Annotated in this window: 1 protein-coding gene; it reads left to right on the top strand. The window is 75.5% G+C overall.

From position 1 onward, the window contains the following. Positions 1-120 precede the first annotated feature (120 nt). Positions 121-424, top strand: a 304-nt coding sequence (locus ACWF62_RS20735) for a trypsin-like serine protease (protein WP_452631326.1), incomplete at its 3' end; no start/stop codon positions are given.

Genomic DNA, 424 nt, shown 5'->3' on the forward strand with positions numbered 1-424 from the left:
GGACCCGGCCGAGCAGGAGGGCGTCCAGACGGCGGTCAGGGGCCGGCTGGCACCGTCCTGAGCGGGCGGGCGGGCGTCGGCCTTACGGCGCTGCAATCGCCCCCGTGGTGAGCTGAGTTCATGACGAGCACAGCGAACGACGGACGGGTGGGGCGGGCGCCCCGGAAGCTGCGGATGTGGTGCGCGGCCGGCGCGGCGGCGGCCGGGGCACTGGCGGGCGCCACGCCGGCACAGGCCATCACCGGCGGCGAACAGGCCACCGCCGCCTACTCCTTCATGGCCTCCCTCCAGGACGCCGGCAGCGGCGACCACTTCTGCGGCGGCACGCTCATCGCGGCGCGGTGGATCCTCACCGCCGAGCACTGCGTGCTGGCCGACCCGGGCGACTTCGAGAGCGACCTGCGGGATCCGGCCACGATCCAGG

The sequence above is a fragment of the Rhodococcus sp. NPDC054953 genome (assembly GCF_053609225.1).